This is a genomic window from Brevibacillus schisleri, assembly GCF_055685845.1.
Window position 1 is genome coordinate 2,343,970 of the sequence record NZ_JBVNDM010000001.1, and the last position, 21,089, is coordinate 2,365,058.

Below are 21,089 nucleotides of genomic sequence, written 5' to 3' on the forward strand. Positions count from 1 at the left end.
AGAACGGGATTCTTTCCCCATTTTGACTTGTCGGATTTACATTAATTCCGTAAGGGGCTGAATTGTCCATGATGGATTCCACTGACCAAACTCTTGATCAAAAAACGTTGATCGAAATCATGCTTCAGGTTTACGAGAAGGGTCAACAGACAACGACAATGGGAACGAGAGATATTGTTGAGGATATTGTTAACAGAGTAAGGCCGTACTTCAAAGAAGCCAAATAAGTCGATTTGATGGGAGGATCACATGACTAGTCGTTATGCAATTGTATTGGCAGCGGGAAAAGGGACACGGATGAGGTCTACGCGATGCAAAGTGCTCCATGAAGTTTGTGGCAAACCAATGATCCAACATATTGTCGATCGATTACATGGTCTTGGCATCCACGAGATTATTTTGATTGTTGGGCATGGGGCCGAGCAAGTGAAAAAGCAATTCGGTGCTTCTGTCCGCTATGCTTACCAGCCCGAGCAATTGGGAACTGCCCATGCAGTGATGATGGCGGCAGACCTCCTGCATGACAAACAGGGGACAACGATCGTGTTGAGCGGAGATACACCATTGGTGAGGGAGAAAACGCTGGAGCAACTGCTCGAGCAGCATGAAACTCAACATGCAACTGCAACTGTATTAACAGCTCGCGTAGACGATCCTACAGGGTACGGGCGATTGATCCGCAACGCAAACGGTCTTGTAGAACGGGTCGTGGAGCACAAGGATGCAACAGCCGAAGAACGGCTCGTATGCGAGATCAATACAGGAATGTATTGTTTCGACAACCATAAGCTGTTTCAAGCCATATCCCGAGTGAAAAATGATAATGCCCAGAAAGAGTATTACTTGCCTGACGTTTTGACTATTTTAAACGAGCAAAACGAGAGCATTGCAGCTTTCATGACCGATAATGCGGAAGAGGGGGGCGGCGTGAATGACAGAATTCAACTGGCTTGCGCCGAAAGATTACTCCGAATGAGAATCAATGAGCAGCATATGCAAAACGGGGTCACTATCATTGATCCAACCTCCACCTATATTGATGCCGATGTGTGTATCGGACCTGATACGATCATTCATCCGGGAACGTACCTCCGCGGGAAAATAACAATAGGACCCGGTTGTGTCATCGGACCGAATGCAGACGTAAGGGATTGTGTCGTAGGGAGTAATGTAGAAATTCGCTACGCAAATGTATGTAATAGCACGATTCGAGACAGAGCAGTGGTTGGTCCTTATGCCTATATTCGTCCAGGTTCAGATGTAGGTGAGGAGGCGAAGGTCGGAGATTTTGTCGAACTGAAAAATTCACGTCTCGGGAAAGGGGCAAAGGTTGCTCATCTCTCGTATATTGGTGATTCTGATATTGGTGAACATGTAAACGTAGGCTGCGGTACAATCACTGTCAACTACGATGGCGTCCACAAGCATAAAACGATCGTGGGTGATCACGCCTTTATTGGTTGCAATGCCAATTTGATAGCTCCCGTTACCATTGGAGAGGGTGCCTATATAGCCGCAGGATCTACGATCACAGATGATGTTCCGAGCGATGCTTTGGCTATCGCCAGAGAACGCCAGAGCATCAAAGAGCAGTATGCCAAACGGTTGATGACAACCCGCACATAATCGCAGTCAGTAGGAGGATGTCTTATTTTTACAGCTAGCACAGAACCAGAACAAAATCGATCAAGCAAAAAAAAGCTACTGCTTGGTTTTGTGATCATTATCATAGCAGTCATCGCAATCATCGCTTATTTATTTAGGACTCCTCCGATGATCGCGACCTGGATTTGGAATACGGAGCTCATTGTTGCAGAAAGAGAAGAAATCATCGCATTTGCCAAGCAACATGAAGTCAATCTCGTTTATTTGCATATTGATCAAGAAAAGATTACCCAACAAGATTATCGTTCCTTTATTAAGGAAGCAAATGCATCCGGCATTCGTGTGGATGCTCTTGCAGGAGATCCGGTATGGTCACTCGTTTCCAATCGAAAAAGTATTACCACCTTTCTAAATTGGGTTCAGACCTATAATAAATCAGCTGGAGAAGGTGAAAGATTTAGCGGTCTCCATCTCGATATTGAACCTCACGTACTTCCCGAATGGAATGAGAATAAGGAAGTAATCAAAAACGAATGGGTAGCCAATATCGAATACTTGTCCGCGGAAATCAAAAAGGACCCGGCGTTGGAGCTAAGCGCCGATATTCCGTTTTGGATGTATGAGCTGTCGCTGGCAGACAAATCGGAAACGGTCAGCAAATGGCTGGTCAGCACGCTAGATCATGTAACGTTAATGGCTTATCGCGACAGGGTAGAGGGACCGAACGGGGTATTGGAAATTGTAAACCCGATCATGAACGAAGCCAACGGTCAAAAAAACAAAGTGGTCGTAGGCCTTAACCTGCTACAAAGCGCAGAGGGAGAAAACACAACTTTTTTTGAGGAAGGGCATGGCGGATTGGAGGAGCAACTGGCCGTTCTCGAAGATAATCTCGAAGAATTTGCAGGCTACGCCGGATACGCCATCCATGATTACGAGAAGTGGAGGGAACTGGTAAAAAATAGCAAAGCCCAAATGGAGGTAAACAAAGCTTCAAAACCGATGCCTGTATTCGAAGGGGAGGGCAAGAAGCTGGTTGCCAAAGTAGACGGTGGGGATATTGCCCTCTATAACGGCCAAGGCTGGGAACCCGTGTTTTGGGCGGGAATCAACCTGGGTGCAACGACACCAGGGCACTATCCTGGAGAGCTCTCACCGACCCGCGAAGATTACTTGCGCTGGTTTTCGCAGATGAAGGAAATGAATAACAAAGTTGTCCGCATTTATACGATTCTACCTCCGACTTTTTATGAGGCATTATATGAGTTTAACCAAAAGCAGGAAGAGCCGTTGCTCCTACTGCAAGGAATCTGGTCGCCGGATGAAGCGCTCGCGGGTGAAGATCGGAAAGGACGGGATGCATTTACTCCCGAGATAACCAACGATTTTCGCCAAGAGATTAAAGACGCTGTGCAAGTAATTCATGGAGGGGTGACTCTCCCGGAGCGGTACGGTCGTGCCAGCGGTGAATATCGAACAGATGTGTCGGAATACTTGGTAGGGTGGATACTCGGTACCGAGTGGCATCCGTATACGGTACAGGTGACGAATGCATCTCATCTGGACATGCCCCCTTATCAGGGGAAATATATCATAACAACGGAAAAAGCGTCTCCTTTTGAAAGCTGGCTTGCCTCCATGCTTGATTCTTTGGCTGAGGAAGAGATGAAATATGGATGGCAGCATCCAGTATCGTTCACAAATTGGCTGACGACCGATCCGCTGTCGCATCCCAACGAGCCGCTGCCGCAAGAGGATATGGTCTCGATCGACCCGATGAATCTGAAAGCCTCGGCTGAATGGACTGCTGGTTACTTTGCCGCTTATCATGTCTATCCGTATTACCCGGACTTTTTGCGATATGAGGAAAAGTACCAAGCGTACCGGGATTCAAGCGGCAAGATAAATCCGTATGCCGGATACCTGCATGATTTGCGAGCCCACCATAAAGGAATCCCATTGTTAGTTGCCGAATATGGCGTACCTAGCTCGCGTGGAATGACTCATTATGGGCCTGCTGGACGGAATCAAGGAATGCATACGGAAAAAGAGCAAGGTGAGATGAACGCTGATATGCTGAGCAATATTTATGAAGAGGGTTACGATGGCGCACTTTTATTCGCATGGCAGGATGAATGGTTCAAATTTACTTGGAATACGATTGACCTAGAGCTGCCTTGGGAACGGAGGGCGATGTGGAACAATCCGTTAACAAACGAGGAAAAATTTGGTGTCATCGCTGTCGAACCCGGTAATTATGTCTCTGACCAGATCATCCTGGATGGGAAAACAGCAGATTGGGAAAAAAGACTTCAGCGAGTCAAACGTGCTTATCCTGGATTCGATCTCTCTGTTTCACACGATGAAGCATACCTGTATCTCATGCTAAAGAAGAGCGAAGGGGTTTGGGATTTCTCAAAGGACAGGCTGGATATTGGCTTTGATACACTGAGTGGTGGGAGTCGAACTGCTGATCAAGCACCGGGAATTACATTTTCCCAAGAGATCGAATTTTTAATGCGAATGCAAGGGGAAAGCAATTCTCGCATTTTTGTCAATAGCGCCTATGATCAGCATAGTTGGCTATATGGGTATATCAAGGGAATGCTGCCTTGGGACGAGCGTTATGATCAAGCAGATAGGGGAATATTCTTGCCGTGGAAGTTGACACTCAACAAAGCATTGTATTTACCGGAAACCAAGAAAAAAGTGCCTTTCGAAGAGCTGGAAGTGGGTATCATGAAGCCAGGGATTTCCAATCCAGAAGATCCGAAGTACGACTCATTGGCAGATTGGTATGCAAAGGGGAATGTTTTGGAAATACGCATTCCTTGGATGTTTCTGGGGTATACTGACCCGAGTAGTAAACAGGTTTGGAAATACCCGTATGAGGCGAATGGAATCGTTCCAACCGAAAGTAAAGGTGTCGGAGTGGAAGTATTTGCACATTCCAATCAAAAGCCATTCTCGCGGGAAGCTTCCAACCCCCTCTTATACCAATGGGACAAATGGGATTTGCCAACGTACCATGAACGAAAAAAGCTGAGCTTTGAGATTTTGCGCAAGGCGTACGAAGCATATGGTATGCCAAAGCATGAGTAACGAAATGGGTGGTCAGCAACCACCTTTTTTCTATTTGAACCGCACCGAAATGTAACTAAAAAGGCGTACAAACCTTAGACGGGTACGTACGCCTTTTTGTTCACTGAAGTTTATTACTAAAACTTATTGCGCACCAAAACGCAGACGTTGAAAAAACTTAGTGAGCAAGCCGCCGATTGTTTTTGGAGGCTGTTCCGTTTTGACTTGTTCGACCGGTTGGGCTTGACGAAGGGCCTGATTCACATTGATCATACCGTACCCGTACAACTGATCGTGGCCCGGGGCTCCAAGGTCAGTTGCAGAATGTCTAATGAGGTTCATCACGTCTCGGGTGTTCATATCGGGATGAACGGAACGGATGAGCGAAGCGAGTGCAGCGACGTGAGGACAAGCCATCGAGGTACCTGATAGCGAGGCATAGTCGCTATAAATGTACGTGCTCGGAATATCGACCCCAGGAGCTGATACATCTACATAATTACCAAAGTTGGAAAAATCCGCGCGTTCTTTACGGTGGTCCACAGCGGCAACGGCGAGGACTTCATCATAGGCTGCAGGATAACTAGGCTGATCGCTCGCATCGTTTCCGGAAGCCGCGACTAACACGACATTATTATCAAAGGCATAGCGACAAGCTTCCCGCAGAGCAGCAGAGGAGGTGTAGTTACCTACGCTCAAGTTGATGACATCTGCTCCGTTATCAGTTGCCCAATAAATTCCGTGTGCAATGTCTACAGCTGATCCCGAGCCGTCTGCGCCAATGGCTTTAACCGGCATGATCTTACTATTCCAGGACATCCCGGCAATGCCATCTCTGTTATTCGTTTTCGCTGCTATGACACCAGATACGTGGGTTCCATGACCATTATCATCCTGAGGTTTGTTACTGCCATTCAAAACGTTATAGCCTTTGACCAGCTTTCCAGCAAATTCTGGATGCTTCATATCCACACCTGTATCGACGACTGCTACGATAACATCACTGCTACCTTCGCTGACATCCCAGCTTTTCTCCATGCCGATTAGAGGAAGATTCCATTGATATTCCTTGTAATACGGATCGTTTGGCTTCACGTTCGGGAGTAAGAGGTAATTTGGCTCGGCAAATACGGAGTCAGGATGTTCAGCCAGTTTTTTCATGAGCTGCTTGGTAGTCATGCTCTTTGATTTGATGATGAGAAATTTGTCAAAGTCGCGCTTGATCTTGGCATCTAAAGAGGAAACAAGCTGATCAATTTTTTCTTGCTTGGGACGAGGGGAAAAGCGCACGACGACTTCATTCTCTACATAATGACTGCGGTCACGTTGGTTATGATGAAGCGTTTGGATATGGCTTTTTTTCTCCAGGTCACGACGAACGTCTTTTACCTGTTCAATGTAGTTAATCCGTGGAATTCTCGCCTGAACGGATGTCACGCGGGGATGAGGTTCGCGCATTTCCTGTTCTGCATGCTGATTCATCCGATACGGGACAACGATGAGACCGACCAAGGCAATAGCGGCAACAAAAGGCCAGACGCGCAAAAAACTCACTCCCTCCAGTGCTGTTATCTATATCGTGCACATGAAGGGAGTGTTTATGAAGGAAATAGCTTACAGTTAACGTGATTAGATTAAACCAAGCTTTGCTAAACCATGTTGGATGCCATTGTCGTTTACGTGGCGCGTAATTATATTGGCGAACGGCTTCAATTCTTCATGGGCATTCCCCATCGCTACTCCCATGCCAACATAGGAGAGCATCTCTTTATCATTCAACCCGTCTCCAAAGGCAACAGCATCCGCCGGAGTGAGTCCAAAATGTTTTAAGACAGCTTCAATTCCTTTTGCTTTGGAGCCGTTCGGGGGCAAAATATCCATGCAGTGTTCATGCCAACGAATATATGAGACGTCATGGAATTCACCCATGTATCTCGATTCATCTGCACCACAGTAGAGAAATGCCTGATAAATCGGCGTTTCCTCCCAGTAGCGATGGCGATACGCTGGGTAGTCCAGTCCCAACCAATCAAAAGACTCGACGATATGTGGGTGGTCTATCGCATTGGCATAGAAGTGATCAGCACTCAAAAATACCATCGGATGGGAATGACCCTCAGCGATTTGTTCGAGCTTTGCCAATGTATCTATCGCAATTGGCGTGTGATGGATAATCTTCCCTTCACTCTGCACATACGACCCGTTAAAGCCCACGAATGTCTCAATGCCCAGTTGCTTAGCGATTGGCATCAAATGATAAGGAGCTCGGCCGGTTGCGATCGCGACATGGACACCGTTTTGTTTTAATGTTTGTACGGCGTCCACCGTTGTTTGTGGAATAATGTGATCGGTGTTCAGTAAGGTTCCGTCAATGTCAAAAAAGACGATTTGATAAGCCACTTCTTATCCGCTCCTCTCCACGCGCTCTCTCGTTGTTTTCTCTCTATAAAAAGGTTTTGTACAAAAAAATAGGAAAAGGAATGTCGGCTGGGACACTCCTTTTCATTTCGCTATTAGAATACAGCTACTTCTGTCTCGCTGTCAAATACATGACATTTGGCAAGATCCATCGCTAGTTTTACCTTCATCTTTGGTTTTAGCGCTTCACGAGAATCCACGCGTGCCACCATCTGGGTATTCCCGATATTGTGGAAATAGACGTACAATTCGGAGCCCATGTTTTCTACGACTTCAACTTCTGCTTCCAGTGTGCTCTCAAATGGATTTGCTTCCATAAAAGAAGCGTCGCTGTAAATATCCTCCGGGCGAATTCCAAAAATAACCTGCTTATTTACATAACCTTTTTCCCGTAAAGTCTTGGCTTTATCTTCTGGGAAGCGTACATGAATATTTTGCGCATCAAAATAGAGTGCTCCTTCTTTCTCGGAAAGATTCCCTTTCACAAAGTTCATTGCAGGGGAGCCGATGAAGCTCGCAACAAACAGATTGACTGGATGATTGTAGATTTCAGTCGGGGTTGCCACCTGTTGGATGAGACCGTCCTTCATGACGACGATTCGGTCTCCCATGGTCATGGCTTCCGTTTGATCGTGTGTCACATAAATGATCGTGGTATTCAAGCGTTGATGCAGTTTCAAAATTTCCGTGCGCATTTGTACACGCAGCTTTGCATCGAGGTTGGACAACGGTTCATCCATCAAAAAAACTTGCGGCTCACGCACGATCGCACGACCCAGTGCAACACGCTGTCTTTGCCCCCCGGATAGCGCTTTTGGCTTGCGGTCTAGCAAATGCGAAATATCGAGGATTCGCGCTGCATCTTGAATGCGCTTATCAATATCGGATTTGGAGAATTTGCGCAATTTCAGGCCGAAAGCCATATTTTCGTATACATTCATATGCGGATAGAGTGCATAGCTTTGAAACACCATGGCGATGTCGCGATCTTTGGGAGCTACATCGTTGACGCGGCGATCGCCTATGTATAAATCACCTTCCGAAATCTCTTCCAGACCTGCAATCATGCGCAGCGTGGTAGATTTTCCACAACCAGATGGTCCGACGAGAACGAGGAATTCGCGATCTTGAATTTCCAAGTGAAAATCGTCAACTGCCGTAACGTTGTTTCCATATCGTTTATAAATGTGGGAAAGACTTACCTTTGCCATGAAAAAGGCACCTCCTCGGGATTGTGAAGAGAGAAAATTCTTGGATGACTATAAGGGTAGGGTACCAATTCACGTGCAGGTTGGATATGGACAGTATATACAAAATGTTTCGTTAATTTTGACGAAAGAGAAGGTAGAGCTGTAGCAAGACGGCATCAGGAAACAATCGCGGGTCTAATCCGGTTTGTTCCGTCAGCTTGTCCAATCGATACAACAGTGTATTCCGGTGAAGGAAAAGCTGTCGTGCGGTATCGCTTACATTCAATTGTCTGGCGAACAACGTATCTAATGTTTCCAGTTGTTCATTTGTCATGTGCGGAACAGTTATGACAGCGGCCAGCTCGTTTGCGAGAGCGACTGCTATTTCTTTGGGGAGAGAAGCTGCCCATCGTTCTAGCGGATAAGACCAATCTCCAGCGACCATCATTTGTGGCCGATAGGCTTGAAGGGCACGAGCTAGTGATAATTGCTGTAAAAGAGTGTCGCCCAATGCAAGTGGACTCGTGATTGGCGATCCGACAACAAGGCGAACAGGTTCCATCCATTCCATCGATATCAGATCATGTAGGCCAGATGCCCACTCCAAAAGCTCTGAGGCCGTTTTTTGATGATCGAGCATGGAGACAGGGACGACGAGAAGCGCATGTGTTTGTGTTAACGGAATGAAATCGGGTACGCCTTCAAAAAAATCATGCAGCAAGGGTTGCAAAAAATCCCATTCTCCCTTTCGATCCGGTCTGCATCGCTCTAATAAAAAGGAGACGCGCGCTTCTTTCCACGGCCATTTTGCTTCCAGCTGAGCAGGGATGGCAATAGGGGGGCCGGAGACCATGCTTGAAAGCCAATTGGCTATCTGTTTTGGGAGGGGAAGCGTCGCTGGATCATCCACATGAGGAAAAATCAGATCCAACAACGTTCGGGCTGAAGCATGCCAGGATGCCGTTTCGATAAGGATCACTGTCATCACATCGCTGCTCGAATGGACGGCAACTTGCTCCCAGCCTGTTTGTAGCCAATCCTGCTGGGTCTGTGCTGCTTCTGTTTGTGAGACTTGTACATATTCAATAGGTAAATTTGTCGCTTGTCGGATGTGCTCGACATCTCTCTTCCAATTTTCCACAAGGTGACCCCCATCTCGACACGAAAGTAAGGCTATTATACCTTAGTCGAGGGCTAGCACGGCAGCGGTTTCTTGAAGAGCCGGAGCTGGAGAGGCTATTTCATGAAGTGGAGTATCACTGCCCAGTACATGCAAGGTGATCTCGGGGCGGGAACGCAGACGGATGTTTACTCCTGTCTGCCCCAGGCCCTCGCTGATATAAAAAGGTCGACCATCCTTCTCGTGAAGACCTTTCACGATATTTTGCTTCGGCAGTTTCCCCATCTTTACGAGATGAAAGGGGCGAGGCCAATGGATCTGTCCTCCATGAAAATGCCCTGATAACAAATAATCGTAAGCATACTCCTTCATGTGCAAAACTATATTAGGATCATGAGTCAAGACGAGCCTTGCTCCAGTCTCGGGAACACCGAAGAAAGACTTGGCCAGGTTGCTATGGCGCGTGCTAAAATCATCCACACCGATAAGGTGCAGGGGCTGCCCCTTGTGATAGATCGTTTCATTTTCATTGACAAGAACACGACAGCCAATTCGTTCCAACTCTGATTTTAACTGTGCAAGCTTGAAAGGGGTAAGCACGTAGTCGTGATTGCCAAAAACTACATAAGTTCCGAGTGTCGGCTGTAATTGCATAAGACATTGTACAAAAGCAACTGCCTTCGGAATGTTTTTGTCGCGGTCGAGCAAGTCTCCGGTAATCGCAATCAGGTCTACCTGACGCTGCGAGAAGTCATCGACAATGCGCTGGGGCAATACAGATAAGTTTTCCATGTGCAAATCAGACAAATGCAAGATCGAAATCGGCTCAAAATCATGTGGTTGTTGAAGGTGCCGGGATTTTTGCAAGGGTATTGCTACTTCCTTTATTTGAACATCAAATGTATTGCGATAGGCCCGAAAAAGCAACAAAGCGATAGCGCCAAGTAAAATAAACCAGATCATCAAGGTCAGCCATCTCCTTTGCAGTAAGAATACTTGTCCATTATACAAGAAAAAGTTCGCAATCGAATAAGTAGGTTCTGGCAGGAGGAATTACGCAAAAAATGTAGAAATATTATGAATGTTGCGTAGTGAGAAAAACGATGTAGAGTGGGAGAGTGAAGACATGAACGTTGAGAAAATTCCAGCAACGGAAGGCCCTTATAATCTGAAAAATTATGACGAAACATATGCGGATTTTGATTGGGCAGATGTGGAGAAGCAATTCTCTTGGTATGAAACCGGGAAAGTGAACATGGTGTATGAAGCCATTGATCGACATCTCGCTACTGATCGGAAAGACAAAATCGCTTTGATGTACAGCAATGCGACGAGAGACGAGACCTATACTTTCGCTCAATTAAGTGAATTATCCAATAAATTTGGGAATGTTTTGCGGAATTTGGGCATTGTAAAAGGTGACCGCGTTTTCGTCTTTATGCCACGTTCGCCAGAGCTTTATGTAAGCGTTTTAGGTACGATCAAGGTTGGCGCAATTGTAGGACCGCTGTTCGAAGCGTTCATGGAAGCGGCTGTGCGTGATCGCTTGGAAAATAGCGAAGCCGTTGCGATCGTTACGACACCTGCACTATTGCCACGCATACCCGTTAACGACCTGCCTGCCTTAAAACACGTGATTGTTGTAGGTGCAGAAGAGGAGCTAAAAGAAGGTCACATCAGCTTTGAAAAAGCGATGGAAGAAGCCTCCACCGAGCTGGAAATCGAATGGGTTGATCGTGAGGATGGAATGATCCTCCATTACACCTCAGGCTCAACGGGCAAGCCAAAGGGTGTTCTGCATGTTCACAATGCCATGATCCAGCACTACCAAACTGGGAAATGGATTCTCGACTTGCAAGAGGATGATATTTATTGGTGCACAGCCGATCCAGGCTGGGTAACGGGTACATCTTATGGCATTTTTTCACCTTGGTTGAATGGAGCAACAATTGTTGTACGTGGCGGACGTTTCACTCCGGAAGACTGGTATAAAGTCATTGAGAAGAACAAAGTATCGATCTGGTTCAGTGCTCCCACTACGTTCCGTATGTTCATGGGGGCAGGGGATGAACTCGTCAAGCAATTTGACTTATCCAGTCTGCGTCACGTCCTGAGCGTTGGAGAACCGCTCAATCCGGAAGTCGTTCACTGGGGCATGCGCGTGTTTAATCAACGCATTCATGACAACTGGTGGATGACGGAAACAGGTGCTCAGCTGATTTCTAACTATCGCTGTATGGCGATCAAGCCTGGATCGATGGGTAAACCGTTCCCAGGTATATATGCAGCGATTATTGACGACCGTGGAAATGAGCTGCCACCGAATCGAATGGGGAATCTGGCAATCCGTACAGGGTGGCCAGCTATGATGAGACAAATCTGGAACAACCCAGCGAAGTACGAAGAATACTTCAGCATCCCAGGTTGGTATGTATCCGGGGATTCTGCATACAAGGATGAAGAAGGCTACTTCTGGTTCCAAGGCCGTATTGATGATGTGATCAATACTTCCGGTGAGCGAGTCGGTCCGTTTGAAGTCGAGAGCAAGCTCGTGGAGCATCCAGCAGTAGCCGAAGCGGGTGTTATCGGCAAACCAGATCCGGTTCGTGGTGAAATTATCAAAGCATTCATCGCGCTGCGAGCTGGGTATGAGCCAAGCGAAGCGTTGATGGAAGAAATTCGCAAGTTTGTGAAAGAAGGACTGGCTGCACATGCTGCTCCTCGTGAAATCGAATTCCGCGACAAGTTGCCAAAAACGCGTTCCGGAAAAATCATGCGCCGCGTCTTGAAAGCGTGGGAATTAGGTCTACCAACTGGTGACCTGTCTACGATGGAAGATTAATCACAAGAAAAACCATCTCTCGAAAATGCCGGGAGATGGTTTTCTTTTTTTAGGAATGGCTATGTTGTTTATGATCATGTGGATGGTCGTGCTCATGGTTATGATCGTGATCGTGGGAATCGGATGTTGGCTGGCAATGTAAGTCACCATGTCGAGTAGAAGAGTTCTCAATCTGGATGGTAGCGTGTGTAATGCCGAATTCTTTTTCCAAAAGAACCAGTGCGTCATTTAACACAGGGTAGCTGGGCAAATTGTCCTCGACAACCAGATGGCATGTCAGGGAATCAAATCCGGAAGTCACCGTCCAAATGTGCAGGTCATGAACTTTGATAACTCCAGGCAGCTGACTGAGTGACTCTTCCACTTTTGTTGTATCCAGCCGTGAAGGGGCGCCTTCCAGCAAAATATTGACGGATTCTTTCGTTACACGCCATGCGCTCAGCATGATCAGGACTGCCACGACGATACTGATGATCGGGTCGGCAATGTACCAGCCAAAAGCCCACATCAGGATACCACCAACGATTGCCCCGACAGAACCGAGAAGATCGCCGAGAACGTGGAGATAGGCACTGCGTACATTGACGTTGTTTTTGGTATCGCCACGCATGAGTACCATGGCTGCAGCAATATTCGCCAAGAGTCCGACTGTGGCGATGATGATCATAGAGCCACTGGCAACCTCAGGCGGATTCCACATGCGTTGGAACCCTTCCCAGAAAATGAACAAGGAAATCAGTACAAGTGTCACGCCATTGGTCAGTGCAGCCAAGATTTCAAAACGTTTCAACCCGAATGTTCTCTTTGCAGAAGGTGGTCGTGCAGCGAAATGAACAGCGATCAAGCTCAATAGAAGTGCTAATGCATCGCTCAACATATGCCCAGCATCAGAGAGCAACGCCAAACTATTGGTGAGGAAGCCCCCGATGGTTTCTACAACTAGAAATACAGCAATGATGAGGAAAGAAATGAGAAGAGCTCGTTTACTGGCTCCTTTTCCATGGTGATGGTGATCGTGTCCATCTCCATGATCGTGATGGTGAAAGCCCATGATAGAATCCTCCTTATAGAAAATAATTTATAAATGTTCCACTAGATAAAGGGCGTCTTTTCCTACGCCGCCCATAAGCGCTGACGCCCTCGTATGCTGCCATGGAAGTCCGAGAAAGGAGAGGCCAGGCACTTTTGTGATACCCCGAAGATGAATGGGTCTGCCTTTCGAATCAAGCACATCTGGAATACTCAGCCAATCGTAGTTTGGTCGAAAGCCAGTGGCCCACAATACGTTATTGACTGTTGCTTCTGTTCCATCTGCGAAATAAACGGTACGCCCATTAACCTGTACGGTTCGAGAAACCAACCGCAATGCTCCTGAGCGAGAGAGCTCGCGCACCTGCTTTTTGTAGCCGAATATCGGATCGGGTGAGCTGCGCATTTTCTCGCCGATCCAAGTGGAGTGGGGAGCATCGAGTAATCCAAGTGTCTTCATGTAATCAAATATAGGTTTGCCAAAAATGAAGTTTGGCAAGTAAGAGCGTGAATCTCCCTGTGAAAAAATAACGGGTCGATGAGCGGCGAGCTCTACCGCAATCTGTGCCCCAGAGTTGCCGCTGCCAACGACAAGGACCGGGCCGTCGATAAGCTGGCTCTCATTCTTGTACTGCGAAGTGTGCAGTTGATGAACGGTGTGGTCCAAGCTGTTCGCAATACCTGGGATAAACGGCGTGTGAAATGGTCCTGTTGCGCTGACGACTTGCTTCGCGTAGAGCAGACGGTCTTGTGTCCGTACTTGGAAGCGGAAACCAATTTTGCTGAGCTCCATAACAGTCGTACCCAGCATGACGGGCAATTCGAAATGTGTGGCGTACAATTCTAGGTAGTCTGCCGCTTCATCCTTGTTCGGGAGCGTATTCTGCTCTCCGGGAAACGTAAGACCAGGTAGTTGATTATGTTTACGTGGTGTAAAAAGCACCAGCGAATCGTAGCGTTGCCGCCAACTGTCCCCGATCCGTTGGTTTTGCTCCACGATGACAAAACGGCGATTTTTACGCTTGAGTGCATATCCGAGAGCAAGTCCTGCCTGCCCCCCGCCAATTACGATGACGTCATAGTCGTTCATGATTTGGGCCTTCTTTCTGGTAATTGATTACCTAAATCATACCATATTCATTATCATATTCAAGTAATTATTTGAATGTTTTTTGAAAATCAGCAAAAAAGGCCGCCACTATTAGTGACGGACCTGTTTAAAAGCCAGTGGATTTACGGTTTTGATTGCCTCAATTCGGCAGCATGCTCAATACCACACATGATTAAATGGCGGACATGATCGTCATCGAGTGAGTAATAGACGAGCTTGCCACTTTTGCGGTAACGGGCGAGACCCATGTTTTTTAACAAGCGCAGATGGTGAGAGGTATTCGGGATCGAACTATTGATGGTTGCTGCGACATCACAAACGCAGAGTTCTCCTTCAAGTGCAAGCGCGTAAATGATTTTTGCTCGCGTATCGTCTGCGAGAGCCTTGAAGAGAGGGGCGACACCATCCGTTTCCGTCATTCTAGGCCGAAGCCTGTTTACTTTTTCTTCATCGATCGTCTGGACTTCACAAACCTCCAGATCAGTGGGAATGCGCTGAATGTCTTCGCTCACTTCATTCACCCCGAACCGTACGATTTTTCACCATTATAAGACGGATACAGGGGGAAGGGAAGGCTGGACAACCTGTTGATTTTGTAAAAAAAGTAAGGACAAGAAGGAAAAATAGGTGTCTTTATATAAATAGGAATGATACCTATTTACAAAAAGAGAGGAGAGAACTCCCGCTTGATTCTGAAGATTCGCCAATTTTTAGTTGAAATAATCGGGGCGCTTCTGCTTGGTCTAGGTGTCGTTTGGTTAACGATGGGAAGTGACAGCAGCTTGTTTTCCGGTTGGAGCATAAAGTGGTCCCCTTTATGGCTTGATGTGAAAACCTTTTTCCTTAGTATTTGGCTGGAAGCAATTCCGTTTGTCCTCTTGGGTGTATTCTTTTCGGCATTTATCCAGACGTTTGTGACAGAAGAGCAGGTGAGGCGTTGGACACCGAAGCATCCACTCGTGGCCCTGCCGTTTGCCGGGTTGCTCGGATTTTTGTTCCCTGTCTGTGAATGTGCCATTATCCCTGTGGTTCGTCGCTTGATCCAAAAAGGGATGCCGCTGTCAGTCGGGATTGTTTTCTTATTGGCGGGACCGATTGTGAATCCCGTTGTTTTGTCATCGACCTATGTCGCTTTCGCCCGTCAGCCGGAAATGGCTCTCTACCGGGGCGTTGCGGGATTCGTTGTTGCGCTCATAGTGGGCATGCTTGTCTTCTTGTTTGTCAAAAAAAATCCGATACGGCTCGGCATGGAATCGCAAATCAGTCATGAAGCCGATCATGTAAAAGCGACGAGTGGAAAGCTGTCCTCGACATTTGCGCACGCAGTGGACGAATTTTTTGACATGGGGAAATATTTGTTGTTTGGTGCGTTTATCAGTGCACTTTTACAGGTGTTCATCAGCCGGGATACGCTCATGGACATCGTTCAAACGCCGCTCACCTCCCATTTTGTCATGATGGGGATGGCGTATTTGTTTTCGCTTTGTTCAGAGGCGGATGCGTTTATTGCTGCCTCCTTTTCCAATACGTTTTCAAGCAGCTCGTTGCTTGCGTTTCTGGTTTTCGGTCCCATGCTCGATTTAAAAACGACGTTGATGCTATTTGGAACGTTTCGCTTTGGTTTTGTTGTCAAGCTGGTCGTAGCTATTACGCTTTTGGTGATTGGCGTCACTATGCTTATGCCGATGTAAGGAGGAGAATATGGATCCGAATAAATTGAAGCGTCATCACATCATGCGCAGTTTGATTTTGGCGGGCATTACAGCATTGTTGGCCTATTTGATCCTGTCGGAAGCACTCAGTCACTATCTCGCACCCCGCTTGCACATGTTCAGCTATGTCACGCTCGTCATTCTGGCTCTGCTGACAATGGTCAGCATACGGCAAATTTTTGTTGGCAGTAGCGTCTACGATTGCGATTGTGAGGAGCAGCACAAAGTACCACGTACACCCATGGGCTCCTTTTTGGTTTATGGATTGTTTGTGCTCCCCATTTTAATGGGATTTTTCATGCCGGATAAAATTCTTGGCAGTGATGTAGCACAGAAGCGGGGGATCACGCTACTCAGCAATGATGTACGAAAGCTGGCGGATGTAACGGCGAACGCGAATGTGAATGCAACAGAGAATGTGAAGCAGACAGCAGGAGTCAAAGAAGATGCCGAGCCAAGTATAAAACCACAGCCAGAGGCTACCAATCAAGTAGCAATACCCCCGGTGCAAGCAACAAACGACGAGCAATTGCGGCAGCGATTCTCGAACGTGGGATTTGGTGACTTTTACACGGATATCGCCGTCTTTTTACATAAACAGCCAGTGATTGAACTGAATGACAAAGTGTTTCTGGACGGACTCACCACGATGGAGCTATATGCAAAAGAATTTGCTGGAAAAGAGCTTGAGACAATGGGATTCGTATATCGACAGCCTGATTTTACCAAGCAGCAGTTTGTCGTAGCGCGGTTTTCCGTCACCTGCTGTACAGCAGACTCCAGTGTCTATGGGGTTCTGGTGGAAAAGGAGGACGCGGACAAATGGAAAAAAGATAGCTGGGTAAAAGTAGGCGGAAAGCTAGAGCTGCGTCAGGTAGACGGATATGACATGCTTGTTCTCAAAGCCTCTCAGGTTGAAGCCGTCTCCGCTCCCAAAGATCCTTATGTGTATTACAGCTTTGAATCAGCTCCAGAAAGTTAAAAGCGGGGGAAACAAAATGATCGTGCGACTAGATTTACAGGATGAACAAACGGTGCAAAAACTTTGGAACATGCAGAAAAGAGCGTATTGTGTAGAGGCGGAGTTAATTGGAACAGAAGATATTCCACCTCTGCGAGAATCAGTAGAACAACTGAGGGCATGTGGGGAAACGTTTTATGGCTACATAGAGGGAGACGAGCTGGCAGGGGCTGTTTCTTTTATGATCGAGGGGGAGACGTTGGATATTCACCGAATGATTGTCGATCCTATTCATTTTCGCAAGGGAATCGGGAGTCAATTGCTAGCCTCTGTCCACGAGCATGGTTGCAGCAGGATCGTCGTAGCAACTGGTTCCTTGAATGAACCAGCTGTTCGATTGTATGAAAGACATGGATTTACCTTGACGGATAAAAAAGAAGTGAAGCCCGATCTGTGGCTATCTTTTTTCGAGAAAACGATTCGACGATAAGGAGAGAGGTTGGGAGGGTTTACGTTGATATCGATTAGGAAGGAAATCAAGTGGCAGCAGCGTTTGCTCAATGCCACGACAATGGCTTCCTTGTTGGCTTTGGTCCTCGGTGGATCTGGGAGTGGCTGGTGGATGCCAGAACGGGTAGGGGCGCAGTCTCCTGCGGTGGGGAAGATAGACGACTTCACAGCCAAGCCTATAGCAGATGGCAGTAAAGGCTCGTACGACCTGAAGTTTGAGATGTCGCCGGAAGGAAAGTTTACCGCTGAGGCCAAGATCACCGTTGAAAATCGTTCCAAGGACGAATGGGATCAGCTGATCTTTTATTTCCTGCCCAATGCATTTACAAAAAAGAACAAACCTCCATTCTTCGAGGACGCAGCCGAAGTGAAAATTCGTGACGTCAAACTGAATGGTGTGAAATCCAAGTATCAACTGACGGGTGATACGCTTGCCATCCCACTTGCCGAAAAGCTTGCGCCAAATGAGAATCGAGAGGTAATCGTAAAATATGCGTTTACCGTTCCGAGAAAAGGACTGCGCTTTGACCGTACGGAAAATGGCTTTCATTTGGCGCAAGCATATCCGATGCTAGCTACCTACCAGGGGAAAGACGGATGGAATAAGAAGCCGTACTCGCTTCGAGGCGAATCGTATCATACGAGCCATGCGGATTTTTCTATTTCGTATCGCTTGCCGAAAGGGTATACGGTCATCAGCTCGTCTGATCAGGATAAGGCGTCTAACAATCAGACTGGTGAAATAAAACTGAAAAATACGAAGGAAGTATTCATTGCAGTAGTAAAAGGAATGCGTAGTATAAGCAAAACGGTCAAAGGTGTCGAGCTTCGGGTATGGGGAAAGGAAGCAGACAAGGAAGCGATGACAGTCGCCCTGCAAGCTGCGGAAAAATCGTTTGAACAATTTACGGATAAATTGGGGCCGTATCCCCATAAACAACTCGATATCCTGTTGGATGAAACCGCAAGTATGGAATATCCAGGCGTGGTGACGGTCGGACACATGGGGAGTGTGGACCCCGATTTAAGTCACACCGTGGTGCACGAGATTGCCCATCAATGGTTCTATGGAGTGGTCTCGAATGATCCGTTCCATCACGCCTGGTTGGACGAAGGAATAACAGAGCTTGCCACGACGCTCTATTTTTACGATGTTGAGAAAAAAGGGGATGCCAGCTTTTATTTTGCTGAACAAGCTGACGCGACCCAATCGGTTTCCAATCTGCCGCTGGATGAGTTTGGCAAAGGACCGATCGTGGGTCCGGTGTACGGTCAACCTGTAAAAGAGCTATGGAAGCTGATTACAACATATGGCGATGCGACGGATGGCTGGGAGTTTTTGCAAGCGTATTATCAGACGTACGCCTACAAACAGGTGGATACGCCTGAGTTTGTTCGTTTTGCCACAGCGTATTTTCCGGTGAATGAACAGTACTTCGCGAAATGGCTGCGTTTATAGTACGACCCTCTACACAGAACAACCCGGATAACGGCACTTTTTTCAAGTGTTAGTTTCCGGGTTTTCCTTGTTTTTAAGGCGTAAACTTATTTGGTATCATCTGTTTCTTTCTGTTGGTCTTCATAAAACCAAAGAGGATCATCGCAATCCTCATCGCCATTGTAATTGATTAAAATTTCTTCACCCGCTTGAATGTCCGTATACGCATAAAAGTCAAACGTGTGGTTGTCGAAGTTAATCTCATACGTGGCATTTGGCGTGTAGGAATGATTAAATAGCATGCCATACCCTAACAAGAAGGCTGTGTGATTAGCACCGTACTCAAATGCATAATCCGCGAGCAAGGTTTTCTCGATATGCTCATGCTCTTCGTTCAAATAGGGCAGCACGGGCGCTTCATGAATCAGGTCGCCTTTTCTGATATCTTGCGTTGCAAATACACCTCTATTTAATTCTCCATTGCTAAGTTTGGAGGTCTTGACTTCGATCATGCGGATCACCTGCATTTCTTATGTCTGTGGAAAACGTATCTTTCTAAGGATGACAGTTGATCGAGCAGAAAGCAATGTTTTTTATTTGATAACCAAATGATGGCGAACCGCATAAGCAGCGAGCTGGACGCGATTAGCCAATTGCAGCTTCTCGAGAATGTTTTTCAGGTGGTTTTTCACAGTGTTTTCTGCGATGATCAGCGCTTCGCTTATTTCCCGATTCGTTTTTCCGGCTCCCACATACATGACAATCTCTCGCTCTCGCGGGGTCAGAACAGCTGGTACCATTTCATCCGTCGCCTCTTCTTGACGGAAGCGGTACATGAGCCGGGTTGCCATTTCGCGGGTCAACTCACTGTCCTCGCCGAGCAAGGCATGCAAGTAGTTAATCCAGTCGTCAGGCTCTAAATTTTTCAGCAAGTAACCTTGGGCACCGAATTGAATGGCCGTGATCAAGTCAGCAACGTCATCGGAGACGCTGAGAATGACGACCTTGATGTGCGGGTATGCTTTCTTGACTTCGCGGGTCGCTTCGAGTCCGCTCCATTTCGGCATGTTGATGTCCATGAGCACAAGGTCCGGTTGTATTTGTCCGCATAGGAGAAAGGCTTCCTCGCCATTTTGTGCTTCTCCGATGACTTCAAAAGAGGGATCGGGATCAAGCAGGCTACGAATGGCCATACGAGCCATCGGGTGGTCGTCGGCGATCAATACACGGTAAGCGTTCATAGTGTTTTTCCTCCTGAATGAGAAGATAAGCGGATGATCGTACCGCCTGCCGGTCGTAACTGAATGTCGATGGAGGCGTTCAACTGGCGTGCTCGCTCGCGCATCATGGACAGACCGTATTTTTTCGTATCGGGAGAAGGGTTAGAAATCCCAATGCCATCGTCCTCAACGGAGAGAACCCAGCCAGTTGCTTCATCTGTCGTGAGGTGAATCCACGAATGCTTAGCCAGAGAATGCTTGCGAATGTTTGCAAAAGCTTCCTGGATGATCCCGAACAGTTGTACCTCTGCGGTGGGAGTAAAAAAGCCGTCTTTGACATGTAATTCGCTTGCAACGTCGATTCCAGATAAAGCGCTCCATTGCGCCAGCCATTTCTCAAGGCGCTGATCCAGACTGCCTTCTTCTGGCAATGAGCGCAAGTTAAAGATGGCTTGCCGTACATGATTGTCGATGGCAGATACAGCGATCCGTGCATCGTCCAAGTGTCCCTGCTTCAGCTTTACGTTGAGGAAGAACAGAGACTGGGCAATTCCGTCGTGTAATTCGCGGGCAAGGCGTTCCCGCTCTTCATAAACAGCGCGACGAGCTTGTTCCTCGATAATTCGTGCATTCATTTGTTTAAGGGTGTGAAACATCCAGGTAGCGAATAAAAAAGAGAGTAGGAGCGTCAAGAGGGTAATGTACACATTTCCGGCTTCCATAGACATATAGGGCAACAGAAAGTCGTGACGGATGAATTCAAAACCCCCGATGATGATGGTTGGAATCAAAAAGGTCAACCAATAAAAAATCCGATAGGACATGCAGATGCCTCCTTGCATGACTGCTGGC

19 protein-coding genes are annotated in these 21,089 nt (G+C 47.1%); 8 read left to right on the plus strand and 11 right to left on the minus strand.

Annotation, left to right across the window (positions count from 1 at the left end; genetic code table 11):
• Positions 1–68 precede the first annotated feature (68 nt).
• The 3 genes from ACUUHJ_RS11645 to ACUUHJ_RS11655 all read left to right on the plus strand — a co-directional run bounded on the left by ACUUHJ_RS11645 (position 69) and on the right by ACUUHJ_RS11655 (position 4,707).
• A complete protein-coding gene (locus ACUUHJ_RS11645; RefSeq protein WP_157966782.1) occupies positions 69–227 on the plus strand; it encodes a YwzD family small protein in 159 nt (52 codons plus the stop codon).
• A gap of 22 nt (positions 228–249) precedes the next feature.
• A complete protein-coding gene (glmU, locus tag ACUUHJ_RS11650; protein WP_472298942.1) occupies positions 250–1,626 on the plus strand; it encodes a bifunctional UDP-N-acetylglucosamine diphosphorylase/glucosamine-1-phosphate N-acetyltransferase GlmU in 1,377 nt (458 codons plus the stop codon).
• Between the two features lie 147 nt (positions 1,627–1,773).
• Positions 1,774–4,707: a hypothetical protein gene (locus ACUUHJ_RS11655; protein ID WP_472298943.1), complete on the plus strand. Its 2,934-nt coding sequence runs from the start codon at positions 1,774–1,776 to the stop codon at positions 4,705–4,707.
• Positions 4,708–4,830: 123 nt separating this feature from the next.
• On the opposite strand, the gene ACUUHJ_RS11660 is transcribed toward ACUUHJ_RS11655, so the two are convergent.
• The 5 genes from ACUUHJ_RS11660 to ACUUHJ_RS11680 all read right to left on the minus strand — a co-directional run bounded on the left by ACUUHJ_RS11660 (position 4,831) and on the right by ACUUHJ_RS11680 (position 10,377).
• On the minus strand, positions 4,831–6,231 hold the full coding sequence (locus tag ACUUHJ_RS11660; protein ID WP_472298944.1) for a S8 family peptidase: 1,401 nt from the start codon (positions 6,229–6,231) through the stop codon (positions 4,831–4,833).
• A gap of 84 nt (positions 6,232–6,315) precedes the next feature.
• Positions 6,316–7,086, minus strand: coding sequence for a Cof-type HAD-IIB family hydrolase (locus tag ACUUHJ_RS11665; RefSeq protein WP_472298945.1), 771 nt, complete (start codon positions 7,084–7,086; stop codon positions 6,316–6,318).
• A gap of 113 nt (positions 7,087–7,199) precedes the next feature.
• Positions 7,200–8,315 carry an ABC transporter ATP-binding protein gene (locus tag ACUUHJ_RS11670; protein WP_289677395.1) on the minus strand — a complete coding sequence of 372 codons (1,116 nt, stop codon included), beginning with the start codon at positions 8,313–8,315 and terminating at the stop codon, positions 7,200–7,202.
• Between the two features lie 112 nt (positions 8,316–8,427).
• Positions 8,428–9,435, minus strand: coding sequence for a PucR family transcriptional regulator (locus ACUUHJ_RS11675; protein ID WP_472298946.1), 1,008 nt, complete (start codon positions 9,433–9,435; stop codon positions 8,428–8,430).
• 42 nt (positions 9,436–9,477) lie between these two features.
• Positions 9,478–10,377, minus strand: a complete 900-nt coding sequence (locus tag ACUUHJ_RS11680; RefSeq protein WP_472301174.1) for a metallophosphoesterase — start codon at positions 10,375–10,377, stop codon at positions 9,478–9,480.
• Positions 10,378–10,540: 163 nt separating this feature from the next.
• Here ACUUHJ_RS11680 and acsA point away from each other — a divergent pair, with 163 nt between their 5' ends.
• Positions 10,541–12,256 (plus strand): acetate--CoA ligase, encoded by a 1,716-nt coding sequence (gene acsA, locus ACUUHJ_RS11685; RefSeq protein ID WP_472298947.1) that lies wholly within the window; start codon positions 10,541–10,543, stop codon positions 12,254–12,256.
• 49 nt (positions 12,257–12,305) lie between these two features.
• Here the strand turns inward: acsA and ACUUHJ_RS11690 are convergent, their stop codons facing one another.
• From ACUUHJ_RS11690 to ACUUHJ_RS11700, 3 genes are all read right to left on the minus strand, one after another.
• A complete protein-coding gene (locus tag ACUUHJ_RS11690; protein ID WP_472298948.1) occupies positions 12,306–13,307 on the minus strand; it encodes a cation diffusion facilitator family transporter in 1,002 nt (333 codons plus the stop codon).
• Between the two features lie 27 nt (positions 13,308–13,334).
• Positions 13,335–14,375, minus strand: a complete 1,041-nt coding sequence (locus tag ACUUHJ_RS11695) for a flavin-containing monooxygenase (RefSeq protein WP_472298949.1) — start codon at positions 14,373–14,375, stop codon at positions 13,335–13,337.
• A 143-nt stretch (positions 14,376–14,518) separates the two neighbouring features.
• Complete coding sequence (locus ACUUHJ_RS11700) at positions 14,519–14,908, minus strand: ArsR/SmtB family transcription factor (RefSeq protein ID WP_012685821.1); 390 nt, start codon at positions 14,906–14,908, stop codon at positions 14,519–14,521.
• A gap of 252 nt (positions 14,909–15,160) precedes the next feature.
• Here ACUUHJ_RS11700 and ACUUHJ_RS11705 point away from each other — a divergent pair, with 252 nt between their 5' ends.
• From ACUUHJ_RS11705 to ACUUHJ_RS11720, 4 genes are read left to right on the plus strand one after another with little or no spacing between them, the layout of a single operon-like run.
• Positions 15,161–16,087: a permease gene (locus ACUUHJ_RS11705; RefSeq protein ID WP_472301176.1), complete on the plus strand. Its 927-nt coding sequence runs from the start codon at positions 15,161–15,163 to the stop codon at positions 16,085–16,087.
• A gap of 10 nt (positions 16,088–16,097) precedes the next feature.
• Positions 16,098–17,090 (plus strand): TIGR03943 family putative permease subunit, encoded by a 993-nt coding sequence (locus tag ACUUHJ_RS11710; RefSeq protein WP_472298950.1) that lies wholly within the window; start codon positions 16,098–16,100, stop codon positions 17,088–17,090.
• A gap of 16 nt (positions 17,091–17,106) precedes the next feature.
• Positions 17,107–17,559 carry a GNAT family N-acetyltransferase gene (locus tag ACUUHJ_RS11715; RefSeq protein WP_472298951.1) on the plus strand — a complete coding sequence of 151 codons (453 nt, stop codon included), beginning with the start codon at positions 17,107–17,109 and terminating at the stop codon, positions 17,557–17,559.
• A 24-nt stretch (positions 17,560–17,583) separates the two neighbouring features.
• Positions 17,584–19,038, plus strand: a complete 1,455-nt coding sequence (locus tag ACUUHJ_RS11720; RefSeq protein ID WP_472298952.1) for a M1 family metallopeptidase — start codon at positions 17,584–17,586, stop codon at positions 19,036–19,038.
• An 86-nt stretch (positions 19,039–19,124) separates the two neighbouring features.
• On the opposite strand, the gene ACUUHJ_RS11725 is transcribed toward ACUUHJ_RS11720, so the two are convergent.
• The 3 genes from ACUUHJ_RS11725 to ACUUHJ_RS11735 form a co-directional block, all read right to left on the minus strand.
• Positions 19,125–19,529 (minus strand): SET domain-containing protein, encoded by a 405-nt coding sequence (locus ACUUHJ_RS11725; protein ID WP_012685826.1) that lies wholly within the window; start codon positions 19,527–19,529, stop codon positions 19,125–19,127.
• 81 nt (positions 19,530–19,610) lie between these two features.
• The gene (locus ACUUHJ_RS11730; protein ID WP_012685827.1) at positions 19,611–20,258 is read right to left on the minus strand and encodes a response regulator; all 648 of its coding nucleotides are present in this window, start codon (positions 20,256–20,258) and stop codon (positions 19,611–19,613) included.
• On the minus strand, positions 20,255–21,061 hold the full coding sequence (locus ACUUHJ_RS11735) for a sensor histidine kinase (protein WP_289677407.1): 807 nt from the start codon (positions 21,059–21,061) through the stop codon (positions 20,255–20,257). The genes ACUUHJ_RS11730 and ACUUHJ_RS11735 overlap by 4 nt, the downstream gene beginning before the upstream one ends.
• Positions 21,062–21,089 lie beyond the last annotated feature (28 nt).

What these genes read in the sequence shown, in the direction of transcription:
- ACUUHJ_RS11645 (WP_157966782.1), top strand. Translation starts at nt 69, where the DNA reads ATGATGGATTCCACTGACCAAACTCTTGATCAAAAAACGTTGATCGAA.
- glmU (WP_472298942.1), top strand. Translation starts at nt 250, where the DNA reads ATGACTAGTCGTTATGCAATTGTATTGGCAGCGGGAAAAGGGACACGG.
- ACUUHJ_RS11655 (WP_472298943.1), top strand. Translation starts at nt 1,774, where the DNA reads ATGATCGCGACCTGGATTTGGAATACGGAGCTCATTGTTGCAGAAAGA.
- ACUUHJ_RS11670 (WP_289677395.1), bottom strand. Translation starts at nt 8,315, where the DNA reads ATGGCAAAGGTAAGTCTTTCCCACATTTATAAACGATATGGAAACAAC.
- ACUUHJ_RS11680 (WP_472301174.1), bottom strand. Translation starts at nt 10,377, where the DNA reads ATGATCTGGTTTATTTTACTTGGCGCTATCGCTTTGTTGCTTTTTCGG.
- acsA (WP_472298947.1), top strand. Translation starts at nt 10,541, where the DNA reads ATGAACGTTGAGAAAATTCCAGCAACGGAAGGCCCTTATAATCTGAAA.
- ACUUHJ_RS11690 (WP_472298948.1), bottom strand. Translation starts at nt 13,307, where the DNA reads ATGGGCTTTCACCATCACGATCATGGAGATGGACACGATCACCATCAC.
- ACUUHJ_RS11695 (WP_472298949.1), bottom strand. Translation starts at nt 14,375, where the DNA reads ATGAACGACTATGACGTCATCGTAATTGGCGGGGGGCAGGCAGGACTT.
- ACUUHJ_RS11705 (WP_472301176.1), top strand. Translation starts at nt 15,161, where the DNA reads ATGGGAAGTGACAGCAGCTTGTTTTCCGGTTGGAGCATAAAGTGGTCC.
- ACUUHJ_RS11710 (WP_472298950.1), top strand. Translation starts at nt 16,098, where the DNA reads ATGGATCCGAATAAATTGAAGCGTCATCACATCATGCGCAGTTTGATT.
- ACUUHJ_RS11715 (WP_472298951.1), top strand. Translation starts at nt 17,107, where the DNA reads ATGATCGTGCGACTAGATTTACAGGATGAACAAACGGTGCAAAAACTT.
- ACUUHJ_RS11725 (WP_012685826.1), bottom strand. Translation starts at nt 19,529, where the DNA reads ATGATCGAAGTCAAGACCTCCAAACTTAGCAATGGAGAATTAAATAGA.
- ACUUHJ_RS11730 (WP_012685827.1), bottom strand. Translation starts at nt 20,258, where the DNA reads ATGAACGCTTACCGTGTATTGATCGCCGACGACCACCCGATGGCTCGT.
- ACUUHJ_RS11735 (WP_289677407.1), bottom strand. Translation starts at nt 21,061, where the DNA reads ATGTCCTATCGGATTTTTTATTGGTTGACCTTTTTGATTCCAACCATC.